Source organism: Nitrincola alkalisediminis, assembly GCF_009821115.1.
Classification (GTDB): Bacteria; Pseudomonadota; Gammaproteobacteria; order Pseudomonadales; family Balneatricaceae; genus Nitrincola; species Nitrincola alkalisediminis.
On the sequence record NZ_VYTY01000012.1, the window covers coordinates 109,642 to 123,822 of the forward strand.

The following is a 14,181-nucleotide window of genomic DNA, read 5'->3' on the forward strand; positions in this document are numbered from 1 at the left end:
GTTAAATCCCTCGAATTAATGGGCAACACCGGCAGCGCCGTGCTCGTCAATCAACTTACCACTCACAAACCGATCAATACTAAACGGTGCGGCCAATGGATGCGCATAGCCTTTAGCAAGTGTCCACGCAAAAACATTGCCAGACCCAGGTGTGGCTTTAAAACCTCCCGTTCCCCAACCGCAATTGAAAAACAAACCTTTAACAGGAGTCGCCGATAGGATCGGACACGCATCTGGGCAGGTATCCACGATGCCGCCCCACTGGCGGTTCATGCGCACACGGGAGAATACCGGGAACATCTCCACAATCGCCTGCAAGGTATGCTCGATGGTGGGATAGCTGCCACGTTGGCCATAGCCGTTGTACCCGTCAATCCCGGCCCCGATGACCAGATCCCCTTTATCCGACTGACTGGCATAGCCATGCACATGGTTAGACATCACGACCGTGTCTAAAATCGGCTTAATTGGCTCAGAGACCAATGCTTGCAGAGGATGAGATTCAAGTGGCAACTTGATACCGGCCATTTTCGCCAACACGCTGGAGTTACCCGCAGCCACACATCCCACGGTCTCCGCACCAATGAAACCGCGATTGGTTTCTACACCCACAATCTGGCCGTCTTCGATACGCATGCCAATCACTTCTGTTTGCTGAATCAGATCGACACCCAATGCATCCGCCCCGCGAGCAAATCCCCAGGCTACCGCATCGTGGCGTGCAACCCCCGCTCTTGGTTGCCAAGATGCTCCCAATACGGGGAATCGAGCGTCCGCTGAGCAATTCAAAATCGGACAAATTTCTTGAACCTGTTGAGTATCCAGTACCTCACCATCGATCCCATTCAGGCGATTGGCATTTACGCGTCGCTGAATATCGCGCATGTCCTGTAAAGTGTGACCAAGATTTAGAACACCGCGTTGCGAGAACATCACGTTATAATTCAGATCTTGCGACAAACCCTCCCAGAGTTTCATGGCATGCTCATACAATGCAGCTGCCTCATCCCATAAGTAGTTAGAGCGGACAATCGTTGTATTACGGGCCGTATTGCCGCCCCCAAGCCAACCTTTTTCAATCACTGCTACATTGGTAATGCCATGTTCTTTCGCCAAATAATACGCTGTAGCCAAACCATGTCCGCCAGCCCCAACAATGATGACATCGTATTTTTTCTTGGGCGTTGGGTTACGCCATAGTCTTTGCCAATTCTCATTGTGTGTTAGAGCATGTTTAGCCAGCCCAAAACCTGAATAACGCTGCATAACTTTCTCCTGATCCAGGCCTAGCCTTGGGTCTGTGTGTAAACGGGGAAGCGTGAACAGAGTGACGAAACTTTATCTCGAACGTCTGCCTCTACATCTGCGGATGCATTACCTGCCGCCATCGCGTCCAGAATATCGCATATCCAACCGGATAATTCGCGGCACTCACTGACACCAAATCCTCTCGATGTGACAGCTGGGGTTCCAATACGAAGGCCTGATGTTACAAAGGGACTCTGTGGATCGTTGGGAACTGAATTTTTGTTAACGGTAATGTGTGCACGCCCGAGAGCAGCATCCGCGTCTTTGCCAGTCAAGCCTTGTCGAATCAAGGACACTAAAAACAAATGGTCCTCTGTACCACCGGATACGACATCATAACCACGCTCGGTGAATACCGAAGCCATGGCTTTAGCATTGTCGAGCACCTGTTGCTGATAAGTCGCAAACTCAGGCTCCATTGCTTCTTTAAACGCAACGGCTTTCGCGGCAATCACGTGCATCAGCGGCCCACCTTGCTGACCTGGGAACACCGCACCGTTAAGGCGTTTATGCAACGTCTCATCCTCTTTAGCCGACAGAATTAAGCCGCCACGAGGTCCACGCAATGTTTTGTGTGTAGTGGTTGTCACCACATCGGCAAAGGGAAGAGGACTTGGGTATAAACCTGTTGCGACTAAACCTGCGATGTGCGCCATATCGACAAAGAAAATGGCACCCACTTCATCCGCAATACGACGGAAACGCGCCCAATCAACGATTAACGAATAGGCGGAGAAACCTGCAATAATCATTTTAGGACGATGTTCACGCGCTAAACGGTCGACCTCATCGTAATCGATTTCGCCAGTTTCTGGGTTTAAGCCATATTGGACGGCATTGTAATATTTACCTGAGAAGTTCGGCGCCGCACCATGAGTTAAGTGGCCACCATGCGCCAAGCTCATACCCAAAATTGTATCGCCGGGTTGAACCATCGCCATAAACACCGCCGCATTCGCTTGTGCGCCGGAATGGGGCTGTACGTTTGCATAACAAGCACCGAAAAGCTTGCAAGCACGCTCGATGGCTAAGGCCTCCACCTTATCAACCGCTTCGCAACCACCATAGTAGCGTTTTCCGGGATAGCCTTCTGCGTACTTGTTCGTCAACTGTCCACCCTGCGCCTGCATGACACGAACACTCGTGTAGTTTTCAGATGCGATCAACTCGACATGTGCTTCTTGGCGAGCCTGTTCTTCATTCAGCATTTGGGCTAAATCGTTATCGTATGTTTCAATAGAATCTTGGCGGGAAAACCCATCACGATGAATCATTGGTCGCTCCTGTTATGGACAAAGCAAATTATGGAAAGCAGCCCCTGGAGAATCCGGCAAGCATGCTATTTTCAGCTGATGGTATCCTTGCCCCGTATTATTCAGATGCCTCGCACCGTCAACGCTCGATTCATTTGCGACATGGCAATCAATTTGCGACAAAACAGGCTTAATACCGCTAAATAAAAAAGCAGCTAGGTGGTATCACCTAACTGCTTTTCTCAACCCAAGACACTCAACCTCATACGGGTCGTTAAGAGAGTCGCTGCTAAAACTCAATTACAACATCTGAAACAGGACGACTACAGCAGGATAAAATATACCCGTCTGCTTCATCCTCATCCGTGATTCCTCCATTGTGATCCATTTCAACCTGACCTGATTTAAGCTCAACTCGGCAGGTTCCGCAAATCCCCATGCCACAGGCTTTCGGTATATGCACACCCAGCTTAGCCGCTGCCGTGTGAATCGTTTCTGTTGGCAAAACACGCACACTCTTACCAATCCCAGCAAACTCTACCTGCAGCATTTCGGCCATATCAATATCTTCAGCCGCCTGCTCAGCCAGCTCTGCCAGCTCAAGAACATCTTCTTTGATCTCCGGCGGTGTCGCCCCAAATGACTCTTCATGGTAACGACGCATATCAAAGCCGTTGCGCTGTAAAATCTCTTTAACGGCCTTCATATAAGGTGTCGGGCCGCAGCAAAAGATTTCACGATTCAGATAATCAGGAACGATCAGCTCCAACATTTTTTGATCAAGATACCCGCGCAACCCATACCATGACTGGCCCAGTTCATCACTGCGCTCACAAACAATATGCAATTTAAACTCAGGGATTCGAGAGAAAATATGCTCCAATTCTCGGTGATAAATAATGTCTTTTGGAGAGCGAGCACTGTGCACAAATTCAATATCTATGGCTGCATTCGTATCAAAAAACCAACGCGCCATCGACATTAGAGGGGTAATTCCAACACCACCGGATAAAAACAAAGCCTTATCCGTCGGGTAATCTATACAGTTAAAAACACCTACAGGACCATGAACGGCCAGCTCATCTCCCTGCTTCAAATTATCATGCAGCCAGTTAGACACCTTACCGCCTGGCACACGCTTTACCGTAATTGAAAAGCTATAGGGAACAGATGGAGAGCTCGAAATAGTGTAAGAACGCATGACTGTCTGAGCGTCGATTTCCAGTTCCAGTGTGACGAATTGCCCAGGTTTAAAGAAAAAGAGCAACGGCTGCTCTGCCATAAAACAAAAGGTTCGAACATCCCAGGTTTCTTGTATCACCTTGACACAGCGCACCAAATGGCGACCATTGGACCAGGTCTGAGTAGTAATGGTATTCATAAAATTTGCTGTCATAACCCTATTTCCGCTTAGTGTCTTCAAATGGAGTACAAACCTGTACTGTTCATAACATGCATTTTCCACATGCACAAAGACGACCACTTATCTATGAGCGACATTTATCGTCTAAAAACACCCTAACCCACCGTTTTTTTTAACCTTACAAGTCGCTTTGTTATCTTGAAATGTCGTCAGTGGATAATTGCCGGAATTGACCTTAATCCACACTATCTTCAAGGAAACTGTCGAGACCCTCTCGCCAAATTTATCAACGCACTGTTAAAGGTATGAACGCAATGAACCAAGTCCTGACGCCAATGTTAGAAGATCCACTGTCGGGTGTAAGTGAGAAGGCAGCCAGCATGCTCGCGAACCGTAAACCCAACTACTCGCTTGAGCAGCCTTTTTACAATGATGAGCGTATTTTTAAACTCGATATTCGCGAAATTTTTGAAAAAGAATGGATTTTTGCAGGGATGACCTGCGAGATACCCAAAAAAGGTAATTTCATTACATTGAATATTGGCGACAATCCAATTGTGCTCGTACGAGGTGCGGAGGACAAGATCCACGGTTTCTTTAACGTCTGTCGTCATCGGGGATCGCGTTTGTGTGTTACAGAAAAAGGCAAGGTTGCGAAACTTGTTTGCCCGTACCACAAATGGACGTATGAATTAGATGGTCGTTTGATCTTTGCAGGTTCTGACATGGGCGAATCGTTCGACCTGAACGCCCACAGCCTTAAACCGGTCAACGTAAAGGTGGCAGGAGGCTATATTTTTGTTTGCCTAGCGGAGACTCCACCGGATATTGAGGAGTTCACTCAATCACTTGAACATTATTTAGAGCCTTATGATACTGAAAACCTAAAAGTGGCGGTTCAATCAGACATCGTCGAAGACTGCAACTGGAAGCTAGTGATTGAAAACAATCGCGAATGCTACCACTGCAATGGTTCACATCCTGAGCTGCTCAACTCCTTGCAGCAATTTGATGATACAGATGATCCGCTGGCCACCCCTGAATACAAGGATCTGGTCGCTCGAAAGCAAAAAGATTGGGATGATATGAGGGTCCCCTATACTCTGAAATACTTTGGTAAGCGCAATCGTATGACACGCACTCCCCTATTAGACGGTGTCGTTTCTATGACCATGGATGGAAAGCCTGCATGTTCTAAATTGATGGGACGCATCACCAGTCCTGACATGGGCTCACTGCGTATTTTACATTTGCCAAACTCTTGGAATCACTGGCAAGGTGATCACACCATCGTATTCCGTGTATTGCCCCTAGGCCCGCAAAAAACATTGGTAACAACCAAATGGCTGGTTCACAAAGATGCCGTTGAAGGCGTTGATTATGATCCTGAGAATATGCGTAAAGTGTGGGATGCAACCAACTACCAAGACAAAGTATTGGCTGAAGAGAATCAAAGAGGCATTAACTCAATTGCCTACCAACCCGGTCCTTATTCTGAAACCTTTGAGTTTGGCGTAATTGATTTCGTCAATTGGTACTCAGAACGCATTATTGAAAATACGAGAAAATCATAACATATTGATTTAAATTGAAGTCCATCGTTTTTCACGAGGGACTTCAATAAAAATCAAAAATAAGGTTGACTTAACATCAACCGCATGTAATAAATAGGTCTCTTAACGCTCAACCCATTTATTTAGAGCACACCATGAAACTGATTAATACGCGAAATACAGCTCGAATTAGCGTCGCCAATAAACGGCCGATGCCCGTTCCTGCTTATTCGCGTGCTATGATCTAATATTATCTGGCCGCGATATCTTCGCGGCTTCTAGATTCAAAAATCGTCTCTAAACTCCCCCCGAAGATATCCCAGCCTTTTTAACCAAAGGAGTTAGGATATGTTTTTCGATGAATTAAGTACACGGTTACACAGCCTATTAAGCAGTCTATCACGGGGGTTTACCCTTTCAGCAACAGAGCAAAGCCTGTCACATCTGGATGAGCGATTGCTCAATGATATCGGTCTGACACGCTCAGAAGGTGCAATCCGTGCCATCGTTTCATTGGATCAACTAAAAGTACCAGACGAATTTATTGAACAACTAAACACATCCGCTGAAGAAGCCGAGGTTTTAAGCCGCCAAACAAAAAATGCGGCACCACAAAATGCGATACCGACAAATGGAGAAAAACATCCTTGTTAATACAGATTCATGACAGGAGATATTGTGCGATTATTCACACAATATCTCTAATGCCTCTTTAACTTCGGGTTGCAATAGTCCTGCTTCCATTAAGCGTTCCTGTGCCCAAACCTTCAGCACTAAACGCACCTCTGCATCTGCATTTTCGTTAATAAATGCAACGCATTCTTCTACACTCATATTTGATGACACGCCAACGCCCATTTTTATTAAGCTGTCTCGAAAGTCATCTTCGTCAAACAAATCAGCCAACATCATCGTTTTAATACCTTATTGATTGCCACTTAAACGGCAAGCAGCATACTTGAACTCAGGTATTTTACCATACGGATCCAACGCTGCATTCGTTAAAATATTGGCAGCGGCTTCAACATAACAGAAGGGTACAAAAACCATTCCATCTGCCATGAGCGGATCAACGCGAGCTTTCAGGGTGATCTGACCACGACGAGTGGTAATGACCAGATCATCCCCCGGTTGCAGCCCGTGCTTCTGCAACTCTGTTGGTGATAGACTGGCTACCGCTTCTGGCTCTAGTGTATCTAAGACGTTTGCTCGACGCGTCATAGAACCCGTATGCCAATGCTCCAACTGTCGACCCGTTGTTAGCACCACAGGATACTCTTCATCCAGGGTTTCATCGGGGGGTAACGGACTTGCAGTCGAGAACTTGGCACGCCCAGTCAGTGTCGGGAAGGCATCGCTGTACACAATATCCTGCCCAGGTTCATTATCACCCGCACAAGGATAGGTCACTGACTCCTCTTGCTCCAATCGGTCCCAAGTGATGTGATTGAGCGAGTTCATACCCTGCTTCATCTCAGCAAAGACGTCACGCGGATGCGTGTAGTGCCAGTTTAAGCCCATTCGGTTGGCCAACGCCTGAATAATCCACCAATCTGGCTTGGCTTCGCCCGGAGGAGCGATGGCAGCACGTCCCATTTGAACTTGACGATTGGTGTTGGTCACGGTTCCATCTTTCTCTGCCCACGCCGCAGCTGGCAGAATGACATCCGCAAACTGGGCTGTTTCTGTGACAAACAAATCCTGCACCACTAAATGCTCAAGCTTGGCTAACGCAGAGCGGGCATGGTTTAAATCAGGATCGGACATTGCGGGATTCTCACCCAGAATATACATGCCTCGGACAGTCCCTTTATCAATCGCATGCATAATCTCTACAACAGTCAATCCCGGTTTATCACTCAAGGGGGTTCCCCAAAGCTCTTCAAAGGCGGATTGAACTTGAGCTTCAGTGACAGGCTGGTAGTCTGGAAATACCATTGGGATTAAACCTGCATCGGATGCTCCCTGTACGTTATTCTGGCCACGTAAGGGGTGTAAGCCCGTCCCAGGCCGTCCAGTTTGGCCGCAAGCCAAAGCCAAGGAAATTAAACAACGAGCATTATCCGTACCATGAGTATGCTGAGAGATACCCATGCCCCAGAAAATCATCGCCTTATCGGCATTGGCATAGAGCCGTGCAACCGTTCGGATCTCATCGGCTTCTACACCACACTCAGGTGCCATGGCTTCTGGCGAAAATGGCATAACATGCTGTTTAAGCGCTTCAAACCCATCGGTATGTTGAGAAATGTAGGCCTCATCATACAAGTGCTCAGTCACAATGACATGCAACATCGCATTGAATAAAAACACATCGGTTCCAGGTGCAAAGCGGACGACTTTATGGGCGTAGGCATTTAACGCTTGACCGCGTGGATCCAGAATCAGAATTTTGGTGCCTTTCTTTGCAGCCTGTTTGAAGAAGGTCGCGGCAACAGGATGATTGACCGCCGGATTACAGCCCGTCAAGATCACGACATCAGCCTGCTCCGCTTGCATAAATGACGCAGTAACGGCACCGGTACCAATGCATTCAATCAGTGCCGCCACCGAACTGGCATGACATAAACGCGTGCAATGATCGACATGATTTGATCCAAATCCCGTCCGCACGAGCTTCTGAAACAGCCAAGCCTCCTCATTTGAACATTTAGCGCTGCCAAACCCTGCCAGCACGTCACGCCCATATTCAGCTCGCAAATGCGACAGGCCTCTTGCCGCAAAATCCAAGGCTTCGTCCCACTCCACTTCATAGAAATGCGTTAACGGGTTCGCAGGATCAAAATCAGGGTCCACTCCTTTCGGCACCCCGGGCTTTCTCATAAGCGGCTTGGTTAGGCGTGCTGGGTGCCTTGGATAGTCAAAACCAAAACGACCTTTGACACATAAGCGTCCTAAGTTAGATGGTCCTTCCCGTCCTTTCACATTAATGATTCGGTTATCTTTAACCTGATAGGTCAATTGACAACCCACTCCACAGTACGGACAAATAGAGTCAACCTCTGAATCAAATGCAGCCGAATCCCCTGCGCCCTTCTCATCCACCAGCGTTGAGGGCATTAAAGCTCCCGTTGGACAGGCCTGCACACACTCACCACACGCGACACAGGTGCTGCTGCCCATGGGATCATCAAAATCAAATACAATTTTGGAGTTTGACCCACGATTTGCCAATCCAATAACATCATTGACCTGCACTTCACGGCAGGCTCGAACGCATAAATTACAACTGATACAGGCATTCAAATTCACTGCCATCGCATTATGAGAACGATCAGGAGCAAGATGGGGTTGGACACGCTCGGGTAGGGTGGCTCTCACTTTGCCGACATCAATCGCTAAGGCATCTGCCATTTTCCAGAAATGGCTGGATGAGTCAGGGCTCGTTTCACGCTCAGGCTGATCAGCCACTAGCATTTCCAGCACAGCCGTTCGCGCATTTTGAGCACGTGTAGAAGCCTGGCTTTTAACCACCATTCCCGCTTCCGCTAAACGCAAGCAACTGGCGGCTAACACCCGCTCACCTTCAATCTCAACCATGCAGGCACGGCAATTTCCATCCGAACGATAACCTGCCGCGTCTTTAAAGCAGAGATGAGGAATGACCTCTCCCATGCGCTTTGCAACTTGCCACAAGGTTTCTCCCGGTGATGCCGTCACCGTCATACCATCAAAGGTTAATTCAATTGTGCTCATCACCTTACCCCTTAACAATAATCTTGGCTTGAATCAGTTCATCACGAAAGTGCCTAAATAAGCTCGTCACGGGGTTCGGTGCGGCTTGACCTAAACCACAAATCGACGCATCCATCATGACCTGTGCCAAAGATTCAAGTGTCGGCTCATCCCATGTTGGATGACCCAATAAGCTCAACATTTTCTCAGTACCCACTCTACAAGGTGTGCACTGACCGCAGGATTCATCCGCAAAAAAGGCCAGTAGATTTTTGGCCACTTCTTTTAAGTCATCTTGATCGGACAACACAATAATGGCTGCAGAGCCAATAAAACATCCTTCACTCTGTAAGGTATCAAAATCCAAAGGAATATCGGCTTTACTGGCGGGTAAGATTCCACCCGATGCCCCACCGGGAAGATAGCCTAATAATTGGTGGCCTGGCAGCAAACCACCGCAGTATTCATCAATCAGCTCAGTGAGCGTAATCCCCGCAGGTGCAAGATGAACGCCCGGCGTTTGAACACGGCCAGACACCGAAAAGGAACGCAAACCTTTGCGACCATGGCGGCCTTGGCTAGCAAACCATTCGGCTCCCTTTTCATGAATATGCGGTATCCAATACAGTGTTTCGACATTGTTAACCAAGGTCGGCTGTCCAAATAAGCCTTTTTGCGCCACAAAGGGTGGACGATGCCTTGGCTTGCCGGGTTTACCTTCCAGAGACTCAATCAATGCAGACTCTTCACCACAGATATAGGCACCTGCACCCCGTCGTAATTGAATATAACCGGGTTCAATCCAGCCTTCGGACTCCAGCTCAGAAATCGCTTCGCGCAACAACTGACGTATGCTTGGGTATTCATCTCTCAGATAGATATAGATGGCTTTTGCGTCGATGGCCCAAGCACTGATTAGCGCCCCTTCCAAGAACTGATGCGGACGTCTTTCTAGGTAATAACGATCTTTAAACGTACCGGGCTCCCCTTCATCGGCATTCACCACACAGTAGCGAGGCCCGGCTTCCGCTCTTACAAACTGCCACTTCCTAAAAGTAGGAAAACCCGCCCCTCCCAGTCCTCTTAGGCCCGACTCTTCGAGCAGGGTCAAAAGTGACTCAACACTAACCTCACCATGACGACACGCATCCAGTAAACCATACCCGCCTTCGGCTTGGTAAATCTTAAATGTCTGCCAATCAACAATCGCTGGTGAAAAGTCTTGATTGCTGATGGCTTGCACCACCCTGTCAACGGTCGCGTGCTCAACATGGTGATGCTTCACTTCTGCGATCGGCGCTTTATCACAGCGTCCCATGCAAGGCGCTCGAACAACGCGGACTTGATCCGGGTTCACCCCCATCTCAAGGGCTTTGTGCATTTGTTCAGAACCCGCTAACTGGCAAGACAATGAATCACAGACGCGTATCGTGATGTCTGGTGGGGGTGTTTGGCCTTCGTCAATCAAATCGAAATGCGCATAAAAACTGGCTGTTTCATACACTGCCGCCATGGGTAAATTCATCCGCTCAGACAAGGCTCGCAAGTGCGGCATCGACAAGTAGCCAAAATGGTCTTGCAAGATATGAAGATTTTCAATCAACCTATCGCGAGCATTTGAGGCATCCCCTAACAACTGGTTTACCGTCTCTAAGGCATTTACATCCAATAGACGCCCTCGCGGCTGCGAACGCGTTTTGCGCAAAGGTGGCTGACCTGCTTGGGTCTGTGTCGGATTCATTGGCGGTCTCTCGTGTTTATCATTTTGCGTTCATGATCGCATCTGACCTTGCTTCTCGCAATCTCGTAACCCCTCACAAAGCAAATCATGTCTGTAATAGAGACATGAGTGTCGCATACAGATATTCACTAACAAAGGTGACACATCTGCGACGTCAATAGCAAAAACGACCTGAAATTGTCCATGTCGCAATTACTAAGGAGCTAGGTCGCCCTCAGACTTAAATGATTCGTCAAATGCATAAAAATCGATACGCCCTAAGGATTAGTCAACTCGACAGAGAATGGCTAGTGATGGATTGGCTCAATAACAACAAGACTGCCAGTTAAATTTATTCAGGGGAACCTCATATGGCCCGAATTCAAGATCAAGACACCGACTACAAAGTTGGACAGGATAACGCTCAACTGATGGGGCTGGATTTCCATAATCCCGTATTCCCATTGTCGGCGATATTAATTATTGCGTTTATTGTGTACGCACTCGTATTTCCCGAGTCAGCCAGTACCTCTCTGGTTGCCGCTCGTGGTTGGTCCATCAATCATTTTGACTGGCTCTTTATGATTGCTGGTAATCTTTTCGTATTGTTCTGCTTAGTGCTGATATTCCTGCCTCTGGGTAAAATCCGTTTGGGTGGAAAAAATGCAAAACCAGAATATTCATTACACTCATGGTTTGCGATGCTCTTTGCCGCGGGTATGGGCATAGGGTTAATGTTTTGGAGCGTTGCAGAACCCGTCGCCTATTATACCGACTGGTACGGTACACCACTCAATGCAGCAGCGAACACAGAAAGCGGTGCCTCTGCAGCCATGGGTGCAACAATGTTTCACTGGGGCTTACACCCTTGGGCTATTTATGGGGTAGTCGGGTTAGCCATTGCTTTTTTTGCATACAACCGCAACCTTCCTATGACCTTACGTGCGGCTTTCTTCCCTATTTTAGGACGACACACGCGTGGATGGATTGGACATACGATTGATATTGTTGCCGTTTTGGCAACGATTTTCGGTTTAGCCACATCGCTTGGCTTAGGCGCTTCACAAGCAGCGGGAGGATTACACTACCTCTTTGGTGTCCCCAATTCTATCGGCACCCAAATTGCAATCATTATTGTTGTAACCATTATTGCTTTAATTTCTGTATGGAGAGGCATTGATGGTGGTGTAAAACTGCTCAGCAACATCAATATGATCATGGCCATCGCCCTACTGCTATTCGTTGTAATTGCGGGCTCGACGACGCTCTTTATCAATGGCCTCTTTAAAACCACACTTGACTATGTCACTCATATTATCCCTCTTTCGAACTGGATTGGACGTGATGACCAAACTTGGTTTCACGGCTGGACCGTCTTCTATTGGGCTTGGTGGATCTCTTGGTCACCTTTCGTCGGCATTTTTATCGCACGTGTATCCAAAGGACGCACCGTTCGTGAGTTTCTAACCGCCGTTTTACTTGTACCAACCTGCGTCACAATCGTATGGATGACGGCTTTTGGCGGCAATGCATTGCACCAAGCAACCGAGGGTATTGGACAATTAAGCAATGGCATTGGCGACGTCTCACTGGCGATGTTCCAAATGTTAGAAAATCTACCCTTAAGCGGTATCACTTCTTCTTTAGCCATTGTTCTGGTCTTGGTGTTTTTTATCACATCGTCCGACTCAGGATCATTGGTCATTGATAAAATTACCGCAGGCGGTAAAACAGATGCACCCAAGCAACAACGTGTCTTCTGGGCGGCATTGGTCGGGATTATTGCAGGCATACTCTTGGCAGGCGGAGGAACCTCAGCACTCAGCGCTCTGCAAGCCGGTGCTGTCGCAACGGGACTTCCGTTCACTGTGGTTTTGCTTTTCATGTGCTTTAGCCTGTTTAAAGGGCTTTCACAGGAGTATACCTCGTTTTATGCTGATCTAAGTCCGCAAACAAAAACAAGCTAAGTTTTTTTAATAAACGCGTCTTAAGGCGCGTTTATTTTTCCCCTCTTGAAATTTAAAAAAACCACCTTATATAGCCCATAGGTAAACAACACCTTATTAACTTGTTTAATGATGAGGATTCAGACCATGGCTATCACACGTTATGAACCCTGGAGCTTATTAAGACAGTTACAAAAAGAATTAGAGCTATCCAGAGATGAAAAATCAGAAGAAAGTACCATTGCCACAGCGGAGTGGACTCCATCTGTTGACATTAAAGAAGAAAGCGATAAGTTCCTGATTTTTGTTGATATACCCGGCGTTAAACCGGAAGATATTGAGGTGAGCATGGAAGCCGGTGTCCTCACGGTAAAAGGGCAGAAAGAGTCCGAAAGCAAAACCGAAAAAGACGGCTATAAACGCGTTGAACGTAGTTTTGGTTCCTTTTATCGGCGCTTCAGTTTACCTGACTCTGCGAATGGCGATGCTATTAATGCGAAATGCAAACATGGCGTATTGGAAATAACCATTCCTAAACGAGAAGCCGTGCAGCCTAAACGTATTCAAGTATTGTCTGAAGAATAAATAAGATTGCAAAACGCCTCCTAAATGGAGGCGTTTTTACTCTTGTAATCACCAACAGTTACAACTGTAGCAATACTAGACTGGAAAATTGACCACAGGCACCCAGTTTTCAGCCCAAGTATAATTCGTCCCCTCGCCTGCAGCCTCTAATGATGAGGCCATAAACTCAATAAATACCCTGACCTTAGCGGGTAAATACTCTCGTTTTGGGTAAATAGCAAACACGCCATTATCGGGTTGCGGTGGTCGGTAATAAGGGAAAAGTGACACTAATGTTCCGCTTTGCAAGCCAAGCTTCGCCAGAAAATGCGGTAATTGAGCAAATCCCATACCATCGACACACATATGTGCCATTGCCTCGCCATCATCCGTGATATGCGTGCGTTCTAACACATAAGGGAGATACTCCCCTTTCGCATTGGGCAAAAAAATCGGCTGTAGCTGTTGTGTTTCTTTAATTCGAAAACCAATCCAACTGTGTTGCTGAAAATCATCGGCACAACGGGGTACCCCGTGCACCTCTAGATATCGAGGTGAAACACACGTCAGAAAGTCCATTGGACTAAGACGCCTTGCCACCAAACGACTGTCTTTCACGAAACCTGTTCGCAGTGCCACATCGATTTCGTTCTCAATGACATCCACGTGTAGTGTACTGGTCAACTAAAACCGGACACTTTTTTTAGCTCGTTTTCATAATCCACCGGCGTTTTGTCGCCATTGGCTGTGTGCAGTCTTTCCAAGTTGTAATATCGCATATATTCAGCGACATCTTTTT

General features: G+C 47.4%; 12 protein-coding genes. 4 read left to right on the forward strand and 8 right to left on the reverse strand.

All coding sequences use genetic code 11. The features are described 5' to 3' along the window. Positions 1 to 15 precede the first annotated feature (15 nt). From F5971_RS16025 to F5971_RS16035, 3 genes are all read right to left on the reverse strand, one after another. Entirely contained in the window at positions 16 to 1,266 is a 1,251-nt protein-coding gene (locus tag F5971_RS16025) for a sarcosine oxidase subunit beta family protein (RefSeq protein WP_036509716.1), read from the reverse strand. Between the two features lie 20 nt (positions 1,267 to 1,286). Continuing rightward, positions 1,287 to 2,582, reverse strand: a complete 1,296-nt coding sequence (gene glyA / locus F5971_RS16030; protein ID WP_193496004.1) for a serine hydroxymethyltransferase — start codon at positions 2,580 to 2,582, stop codon at positions 1,287 to 1,289. A 268-nt stretch (positions 2,583 to 2,850) separates the two neighbouring features. After that, positions 2,851 to 3,957: an FAD-binding oxidoreductase gene (locus tag F5971_RS16035; protein WP_036509712.1), complete on the reverse strand. Its 1,107-nt coding sequence runs from the start codon at positions 3,955 to 3,957 to the stop codon at positions 2,851 to 2,853. 281 nt (positions 3,958 to 4,238) lie between these two features. Between F5971_RS16035 and F5971_RS16040 the strand changes: the two genes are divergently transcribed. After that, positions 4,239 to 5,498 (forward strand): aromatic ring-hydroxylating oxygenase subunit alpha, encoded by a 1,260-nt coding sequence (locus F5971_RS16040; RefSeq protein ID WP_193496006.1) that lies wholly within the window; start codon positions 4,239 to 4,241, stop codon positions 5,496 to 5,498. Positions 5,499 to 5,825: 327 nt separating this feature from the next. Then, positions 5,826 to 6,131 carry a DUF1127 domain-containing protein gene (locus tag F5971_RS16045; RefSeq protein ID WP_036509708.1) on the forward strand — a complete coding sequence of 102 codons (306 nt, stop codon included), beginning with the start codon at positions 5,826 to 5,828 and terminating at the stop codon, positions 6,129 to 6,131. A 30-nt stretch (positions 6,132 to 6,161) separates the two neighbouring features. Here the strand turns inward: F5971_RS16045 and F5971_RS16050 are convergent, their stop codons facing one another. Genes F5971_RS16050 through F5971_RS16060 form a run of 3 tightly spaced genes read right to left on the reverse strand, consistent with a single transcriptional unit; the run spans position 6,162 to position 10,893 of the window. Beyond that, positions 6,162 to 6,389: a hypothetical protein gene (locus tag F5971_RS16050; protein ID WP_036509706.1), complete on the reverse strand. Its 228-nt coding sequence runs from the start codon at positions 6,387 to 6,389 to the stop codon at positions 6,162 to 6,164. 12 nt (positions 6,390 to 6,401) lie between these two features. Then, positions 6,402 to 9,173, reverse strand: coding sequence for a formate dehydrogenase subunit alpha (gene fdhF, locus F5971_RS16055; protein WP_193496009.1), 2,772 nt, complete (start codon positions 9,171 to 9,173; stop codon positions 6,402 to 6,404). 4 nt (positions 9,174 to 9,177) lie between these two features. Continuing rightward, on the reverse strand, positions 9,178 to 10,893 hold the full coding sequence (locus tag F5971_RS16060) for an NAD(P)H-dependent oxidoreductase subunit E (protein ID WP_193496011.1): 1,716 nt from the start codon (positions 10,891 to 10,893) through the stop codon (positions 9,178 to 9,180). A gap of 350 nt (positions 10,894 to 11,243) precedes the next feature. Between F5971_RS16060 and F5971_RS16065 the strand changes: the two genes are divergently transcribed. Continuing rightward, complete coding sequence (locus tag F5971_RS16065) at positions 11,244 to 12,839, forward strand: BCCT family transporter (protein ID WP_193496013.1); 1,596 nt, start codon at positions 11,244 to 11,246, stop codon at positions 12,837 to 12,839. A 126-nt stretch (positions 12,840 to 12,965) separates the two neighbouring features. Next, positions 12,966 to 13,403 carry an Hsp20/alpha crystallin family protein gene (locus tag F5971_RS16070; protein WP_193496015.1) on the forward strand — a complete coding sequence of 146 codons (438 nt, stop codon included), beginning with the start codon at positions 12,966 to 12,968 and terminating at the stop codon, positions 13,401 to 13,403. A gap of 75 nt (positions 13,404 to 13,478) precedes the next feature. On the opposite strand, the gene F5971_RS16075 is transcribed toward F5971_RS16070, so the two are convergent. Both F5971_RS16075 and F5971_RS16080 read right to left on the reverse strand, forming a co-directional pair. Then, positions 13,479 to 14,066 (reverse strand): substrate binding domain-containing protein, encoded by a 588-nt coding sequence (locus F5971_RS16075; RefSeq protein WP_193496017.1) that lies wholly within the window; start codon positions 14,064 to 14,066, stop codon positions 13,479 to 13,481. Further along, on the reverse strand, positions 14,063 to 14,181 hold a 119-nt coding region (locus F5971_RS16080; RefSeq protein WP_193495613.1), incomplete at its 5' end, for an IS3 family transposase. The genes F5971_RS16080 and F5971_RS16075, both read right to left, overlap by 4 nt.

Bases quoted from the DNA above. Each gene is read 5' to 3' on its own strand.
- F5971_RS16045 (WP_036509708.1), top strand. From the start codon at position 5,826: ATGTTTTTCGATGAATTAAGTACACGGTTACACAGCCTATTAAGCAGT.
- F5971_RS16060 (WP_193496011.1), bottom strand. From the start codon at position 10,893: ATGAATCCGACACAGACCCAAGCAGGTCAGCCACCTTTGCGCAAAACG.
- F5971_RS16025 (WP_036509716.1), bottom strand. From the start codon at position 1,266: ATGCAGCGTTATTCAGGTTTTGGGCTGGCTAAACATGCTCTAACACAC.
- F5971_RS16040 (WP_193496006.1), top strand. From the start codon at position 4,239: ATGAACCAAGTCCTGACGCCAATGTTAGAAGATCCACTGTCGGGTGTA.
- F5971_RS16070 (WP_193496015.1), top strand. From the start codon at position 12,966: ATGGCTATCACACGTTATGAACCCTGGAGCTTATTAAGACAGTTACAA.
- glyA (WP_193496004.1), bottom strand. From the start codon at position 2,582: ATGATTCATCGTGATGGGTTTTCCCGCCAAGATTCTATTGAAACATAC.
- F5971_RS16035 (WP_036509712.1), bottom strand. From the start codon at position 3,957: ATGACAGCAAATTTTATGAATACCATTACTACTCAGACCTGGTCCAAT.
- F5971_RS16050 (WP_036509706.1), bottom strand. From the start codon at position 6,389: ATGATGTTGGCTGATTTGTTTGACGAAGATGACTTTCGAGACAGCTTA.
- fdhF (WP_193496009.1), bottom strand. From the start codon at position 9,173: ATGAGCACAATTGAATTAACCTTTGATGGTATGACGGTGACGGCATCA.
- F5971_RS16065 (WP_193496013.1), top strand. From the start codon at position 11,244: ATGGCCCGAATTCAAGATCAAGACACCGACTACAAAGTTGGACAGGAT.